Raw genomic sequence first — 6,395 nt, 5'->3', positions numbered from 1 at the left:
TCGATACGACAAGCTGGCGGTCCGCTTCCAAGCCGTCCTGACCATCACCATCATCACCGAGTGGCTCTGACCAGCTTATGAAACACGCCTTAGTCGTTGCTGCGGCGGATCGCCTCGGTCAGCGCCTCCGGGGTACGACCGACCAGCGCCGAGCCGTCGTCGAGGAGCAGGATCGGCCGCTGGATGAGTTCGGGTGCCTCGGCCATCGCCTCGATCCAGCGGTGGGCGTTCGCCTCGTCCCGAGGCCAGTCCGCCATGCCCCGGGCTGCCGCCGCCGGTTCGCCCATGCGGCAGATGTCCCACGGTTGCGCGTCGAGTCGACGCAGCACCTCGGTCAACTCCGCGGCGGTCGGCGACTGCTCCAGGTAGGCCCGCAACCGGTACGGCACCCGTGCCTCGTCCAGGGTGCTCCGCGCAGCGGCACACTTCGAACAGGACGGGTTGTTCCACAACTCCATGCCACCGATCCTGCCAGCCGACCCCGTCCGGCCCGCTGGGGGAGCGGCGAATTCGATGGACCGACGCCGCTCCCGCCTCCTACAGTTCCGCGCAGCGTTTCGTCGGTCAACGGGGGCAGGGTATGCGGGTGCACTATCCACGTACGCCGCACCTGCCCTGGTCCCCCGGGGCAGGGGCGGACGACGTACGGGCCGGAAATCTGTCCGGGCTGGTCGGCCGGGAGGTGGTGGTCACCGAGAAGCTCGACGGCGAGAACACCACCATGTACGCCGACGGGCTGCACGCCCGCTCGCTGGACTCGGCGCATCACCCGTCCCGGGCCTGGGTGAAGGCCCTGCACGGCCGGATCGCGCGGACGATCCCCGACGGCTGGCGGGTGTGCGGGGAGAACCTCTACGCCCGACACTCGATCGCCTACCACCAGCTGGAAAGCTGGTTCTACGCCTTCTCGGTCTGGACCGGTGACCACTGCCTGGACTGGGACCGGACGGTACGGTTCGCCCGCCGGCTGGGCGTACCGACCCCACCGGTGCTGTGGCGGGGCATCTTCGACGAGCGGACGTTGCGAAAACTGCGCCTGGACCGCAGCCAACAGGAGGGGTACGTCGTACGGACCGTCGACGGCTTCCACCGCGACGAATTCGCCCAGCGGGTGGCCAAATGGGTGCGACCAGGACATGTGCAGACCGACGAACACTGGATGCTCGCCCCGGTCGTCGAGAACGGCCTGGGCGCGTCCGCCGCGCTGTGGGCGGTACGCTCCGGAGCCGATCCGGACCTGTCGTCGCTGCTCGCAGCGGTGGACATCAGCACTGCGGAACTGAGCACCGTAGAACTGAGCACCGCAGACCTGAGCATCTCGGAGCTGAGCGCCTCGGGCGTACCGGAGCCGGTCGCGCCCGCGCGGGCTGAGGCGGCGATGGTCGACGTCCGTACTCGGCTCGACCTGTTGGGCCGCTGCGGCGACGCCCGGTTGGCCGGGGTGCTGGCCGCGCTGTTCCACGGGTCGCACCGATCCTGGTTGGCTCCCCGGTTGGTGGCTCCGCTCGGCATGCCGCTGGCCCGGCGGGTCGCCGACCTGGTCGGGTTGCACCCCCGGCTGCACCGTCCGTTTCCCGACGAGGCGCGTCGGGCCGGCCTGGTCCGGCTGACCGCCGCCGCCGATCTGGGGGTGCTGCACGCGGTCGCTGCCGCCAGCCTCGCCGGAGCGGACAACAGTCAAGACGCTGTCGACGCTCGGGAACAGATCGACTGGTCGATCCTGTACGCCGAGGAGGCGGGGCTGCTCAGCGAGGCGCCGTTGGCGTCCCTACGGACGGGACTGCGGGAGGCGTTGCGCGGGTGTGACGCCGATGCGGCGGACCGGTGCTGGGCCGAGGCACGGGAGGCGTACGCGCTGGGGCGGGTGACCACCGCCGATGCGGCGGTGGCGGCGAGCTGGCGGTGGCGCGATGGCGACTTCGCCCGGCTGGTCCTTATGGTGGGGCCCTCGGGCAGCGGAAAGAGCAGCCTGGCCCGGCGTCTGCCCGGTGTCGACGACGTCGTCTCCCTCGACGACCTGCGCGCCGCCCACGGTTCCCGGGCCGACCAACGGGCTAACGCGGCGATCCTGCACAACGGGCTACGTCGGCTCGACGATCTCCTGACTGATCGGCGAACCGTGGTCTGGGACGCCACCGCGTTGAACCGGCAGCAGCGTTCCCTGGTGCACACCGTGGCGCAGCGTCGCAACGCCTCCATTACGCACGCGGTGCTGTTGGTCCCCGACGACGTGCTGACCCGACGTAACGCCGAACGTGTCCACCAGGTGCCGCCGGCCGTGCTGGAGGCACAGCTGCGGCGCTTCTGCCCGCCGTATCCGGGGGAGGCGCACCGCACCTGGTACGCCGACGCGGCCGGGGCGATCCGGGACGTTGCCGGGACCCTGGCCGGCGAGGAGGACTGAGAGCATGCGGACCAGCGAGGAGATCTACCACCGGGTCCGCTGGGATCCCCGGTTCGACCCGGCCCGGTTCGTGTTGGGGATCAACGTACGCGGCGCTGCGCCCAAGCGTGTGCCGCTGCCGGCGTTCACCCCGGGCGGCGACATTCCCTGGCACCGGATCCTGTTCATCGAGGCGGATGGCGAGGTGGTCTGGGACCGGTCGGCGGGAGTGGACACCCTCGACTCGTCCCAGCTCGGCCGGGTCCATCAGCCACGCCTACTGCGCGCACCGGTCTTCACCGCCCGGCCGCCGTACGTCTGGGATCCGGTCGCGGGCTGGTGCCCGGCGCCGCCCAGCCCGACCGGACGGGTGGCATCGGCGGCCCCGACGCCGACGGCGTTGCGGGTGCTGACCTGGAACACACTGTGGGACCGCTACGACAGCGACCGCATCGACACCGTACGACGCAGGTCGCTGCTGCTGACCGCCCTGGAACGCGCCGACGCGGACCTGATCGCGTTGCAGGAAGTCGAGTCAGAGCTGCTCGCCCTGCTGGCGCGCAGCCCGTGGATCCGGTCCCGCTACACCCTGAGCGCCGACCCGGCGTCGCGCGCGATCGACGACGACGGTCTCCTGCTGCTCAGCCGACTGCCGGTACGGGAGGCGGGCCGGCTGGTTCTCGGCCCGTACAAGGCCGTCATGGCGATCACCGTGGAGTCTGCCACTGGTCCGGTCGTGGTGGCCACCACCCACCTCACCAGCGACCACACCGACGGTGGTGCGGCCCGGCGGGACATCGAACTTGCCCAGATCACCGAGGCGCTGACCACGGTGGACGGCAACGTGATCCTGATGGGCGACTTCAACGACGGTGGCAACCGTCCCGCCGAGGCGCTGGGTCTGCGGGACGCCTGGGCCGAGGCGTACGGGTCCGACGACCGCACCCCGACCTTCGACCCGCAGGCCAATCCGCTGGCGGCGGTCTCGTCACTCTCCGGCCGGTCCGGGCGACTGGATCGCGTACTGCTGCGCGGGGCGGAGCTGCGGGTCGACGGCGCAGCCGTACGGGGTGACTCACCAGCCAGCTCGGACGGCCTGTTCGTGTCCGACCACTACGGCGTGGCCGTGGACGTGGTCGTCGGCGCGGGTGACTCCGCCGATGTCCTCGACGCCCATCCGACGGCCCGGACGGCGGTGGCCTGGATTCCGCCGCAGCGACTCTGGCCGGCGATCCAGGAGATCCGCTCGGCACATGACCCGCAGCTGCACCGTTGGCCGCCGCACGTCAACGTGATGTTCGGATTCGTGCCGGAGGCCGACTTCGAGACGGCGGTGGCGCTGCTGGCCGATGCCGTGACGGAGATCGCCCCGTTCCCGGTGTTAGTGCACGGTGTACGCGCCTTTCCACACCGGGACGACGCTACGGTCTGGTTCGACCCGGCTGCGGACGGGACGACACCGTGGATCAGGCTGTGGGACACCCTGGTACGCAGGTTTCCGCGCTGTCGCGGTCGGGACGAAGGTTTCGTGCCGCATCTGAGCCTCGGCCGGTCGCGGAATCCGGACCGGCTCGCCGCCGACTGCCAGGTACGGCTTGGCGGCAGTCAGGCCCACGTCGGGGAGCTGGTCCTGCTGTCCCGGCGGGGGGCGGAACCCATGCGTCCCCGGGCGACCATCACCCTCGGTACCGGAGCGGTGCGCTGGCTCGACCAGACCGCCGACGCCTGCACCCCGATGAGTGCTGCCACCCCGATGAGTGCTGCCACCCCGATGAGTGCTGCCACCCGGATGAGTGCTGCCGCCTCGACCGATGCTGCCGTCGCGATCGGGCAGGTCGAACAGCTCGTGGGGCAACTGCGGAGCGCACTGCCGGAGGCGGTCGTCCACGTCGTCGGGTCTCAGCGGCTGGGCTGTGCGCTGGCCGGTGCGGACCTGGACCTGGTGGTGGCGCTGCCCGGCGCGGTGGACCTGGCCGAACTGGCGGTACGGGTGGCAGCGGCCGTGCCGGCGGCGACCGACGTACGACCGGTGATCGGTGCCCGCGTGCCGGGACTACGGTTCCGCGTCGACGATCTGGCCGTCGACCTGGTCGTCGTCGCTACCGCCGGGATCTCCCCGATCGAGGCGGTGTCCCGTCGTACGGAGTTGGGAGAGGCAGCGGCAATCGCTCTGAGTGCGGTCAGTGACGCGGACGTGATCCTCGCCGCGATCGACGGGAACCGGCTACGGTTTGTCCGCCTGGCCCGAGAGGTGAAAGCCTGGGCACGGGCCCGGGGACTCGACTCGGCCCCGTTCGGTGGACTGCCCGGCCTGGCCTGGACCATTTTGGCGGCACGTACGGTCTGCGACGCCGAAGCCGTCCCGGCTGACGACCTGCTCGGGCACTTCTTCGGCCAGTGGGCAGCGTGGGACTGGCGTCGTCCGATCGCGCTCCAACCCTCCTCAGGCAGCGAGTTCCCGGACGGTGAACAGGGTACGGCGGTGTGCGTCCTGACTCCCACGGCTCCGGTCCGGTCCAGTAGCGAGCAGGTCGGGGTCGCCGGACGGGAACTGTTGACGCAGGAGCTCTATCACGCCTGGGAGACTGTGCAGGGGGCGAGCGAGGACGACTTGGATCCCTGGTCTGAGCTGCTGTCGCCACCGCCGCTGCACCGGCGGCATCGGGCGTGGGCGATCGTCACCGTACGGGCCCAGCGGGGCGAGGCGTTCAGTGTGACGCTGGGCCGGGTCCGGGGCCGGCTACGGGCGCTGCTCACCGCGCTGGACCGGGCGGGGGTGCCGGACGTACACGCCTGGCCCCGGCCGTTCGCGTACGAGCCGGAGCTGGCCCGCTTCGCGATCGGGATCGGTTCGGTACCCCCGGATCCGGCCCGGCTCGCCGAGATCACTGATCCGTGGGCCGTCGGCCTCGCCGGAACCAGTGTCGAGTGGGCGGCCGGTGGCGAGGTGCCGACACTGCATTGACAGCGTCATGCGGTGGGATACGTCATGCGGTGGGATACGTCATGTGGCGGCGTTGACATCGTCATCTGGCGGGGCGCAGGGCCATCGCCACCTCGACGCCTACCGGCTGGCCGTCCTCGATCAGCCTGATCTGGCGTAGCTGGGACAGGTCCAGCTCCAGGCCCCGGTTCTCGGCCTCGACCAGCAGCGCCACGACGGCCGGGTGGGTGGCCCCGGCAACAGCTGGCACCGGGTCGTCGTGCCGCCACTCGACCACCAGTTCCGGCCCGACGGGAACCTGCCCCACCTCGGTCACCCAGCCGGGCACCGACCAACCGAGGGCCGGTGGACGGGCCACCGGCCAGCACCGCCGGTAGCGAGTCCAGGGGTCGACGACCGCTGGTTGTTCATCATGTCGAGCAGTCTGGGGTCTACCCCAAGGGCAGGGTCGAATCCGTCCCTCCAGCCGGTATTGGCAGCGGGCGGGGGCAGATGGGGCTCACCGCCTGGCTGGGGCGAATGTGTACGGGCCGCCCGGGCGGGGGGATTGTGTCCGGGCCCCCGCGAACAGGCCGGGAAAAACGCGGGTAGCGCTGGTTTCCGCCGCACCATAGCGGCAACTCACAGCGCAGGTTGCCACATCGACAGGTTGGTGCGGCCGGACCCCGGTCGCCGCCGCCGACCGAGTCGACGTCCGCGAGGGGAGTCGCCGCCGCTTGCCCTGGGTAGGGAATGAGCGGATGACAACGGCGCGGGTACGAGGTGACCTGGCGCGTCCCGGTGACGACGCGCCCCCGACATCCCGGTACGACGAATCCAGTGGCGAGGAGACCAGCATGCTCCCGGAAATGACCAACCCTCAGGCGAACCCTGCTGACAAGCCGGTGGAGAGTGAGCGGGGAGCGCTGGTCGCGGTGTTGGTCATGGTGCTGCTCGGCGTGGCCGGGATCTTCGCGGTCTCGGCCTGACCCCCGCTCCTCGTGATCTCCCCGGTCGTTGTGATCCCCCGTTGTCGGCGAGGTTAGGTCGTTAAAACCTCGAAGACCGGATGATCCGAGGTAGTAAGGG

At 70.7% G+C, this 6,395-nt stretch carries 5 protein-coding genes; 3 read left to right on the top strand and 2 right to left on the bottom strand.

The window, feature by feature from the left end:
• Positions 1–89: 89 nt before the first annotated feature.
• The gene (locus ACWDV4_RS24120; protein WP_449982662.1) at positions 90–458 is read right to left on the bottom strand and encodes an ArsC/Spx/MgsR family protein; all 369 of its coding nucleotides are present in this window, start codon (positions 456–458) and stop codon (positions 90–92) included.
• Positions 459–586: 128 nt separating this feature from the next.
• On the opposite strand from ACWDV4_RS24120, the gene ACWDV4_RS24115 reads away from it, so the two are divergent.
• Together ACWDV4_RS24115 and ACWDV4_RS24110 are read left to right on the top strand one after the other, a co-directional pair.
• Positions 587–2,404: an RNA ligase family protein gene (locus ACWDV4_RS24115; protein WP_449982659.1), complete on the top strand. Its 1,818-nt coding sequence runs from the start codon at positions 587–589 to the stop codon at positions 2,402–2,404.
• A gap of 4 nt (positions 2,405–2,408) precedes the next feature.
• Entirely contained in the window at positions 2,409–5,348 is a 2,940-nt protein-coding gene (locus ACWDV4_RS24110; protein WP_449982656.1) for a poly(A) polymerase, read from the top strand.
• Positions 5,349–5,409: 61 nt separating this feature from the next.
• Here the strand turns inward: ACWDV4_RS24110 and ACWDV4_RS24105 are convergent, their stop codons facing one another.
• Positions 5,410–5,685 carry a hypothetical protein gene (locus ACWDV4_RS24105; protein ID WP_449982654.1) on the bottom strand — a complete coding sequence of 92 codons (276 nt, stop codon included), beginning with the start codon at positions 5,683–5,685 and terminating at the stop codon, positions 5,410–5,412.
• A gap of 382 nt (positions 5,686–6,067) precedes the next feature.
• Here ACWDV4_RS24105 and ACWDV4_RS24100 point away from each other — a divergent pair, with 382 nt between their 5' ends.
• A complete protein-coding gene (locus tag ACWDV4_RS24100; protein WP_449982679.1) occupies positions 6,068–6,295 on the top strand; it encodes a hypothetical protein in 228 nt (75 codons plus the stop codon).
• Positions 6,296–6,395 lie beyond the last annotated feature (100 nt).

Source organism: Micromonospora sp. NPDC003197 (assembly GCF_053590565.1).
The sequence above is the reverse complement of the archived record's forward strand: the minus strand, read 5'-3'. Positions and strand labels throughout refer to the sequence as shown.

What these genes read in the sequence shown, in the direction of transcription:
- ACWDV4_RS24110 (WP_449982656.1), top strand. Translation starts at nt 2,409, where the DNA reads ATGCGGACCAGCGAGGAGATCTACCACCGGGTCCGCTGGGATCCCCGG.
- ACWDV4_RS24100 (WP_449982679.1), top strand. Translation starts at nt 6,068, where the DNA reads ATGACAACGGCGCGGGTACGAGGTGACCTGGCGCGTCCCGGTGACGAC.
- ACWDV4_RS24120 (WP_449982662.1), bottom strand. Translation starts at nt 458, where the DNA reads ATGGAGTTGTGGAACAACCCGTCCTGTTCGAAGTGTGCCGCTGCGCGG.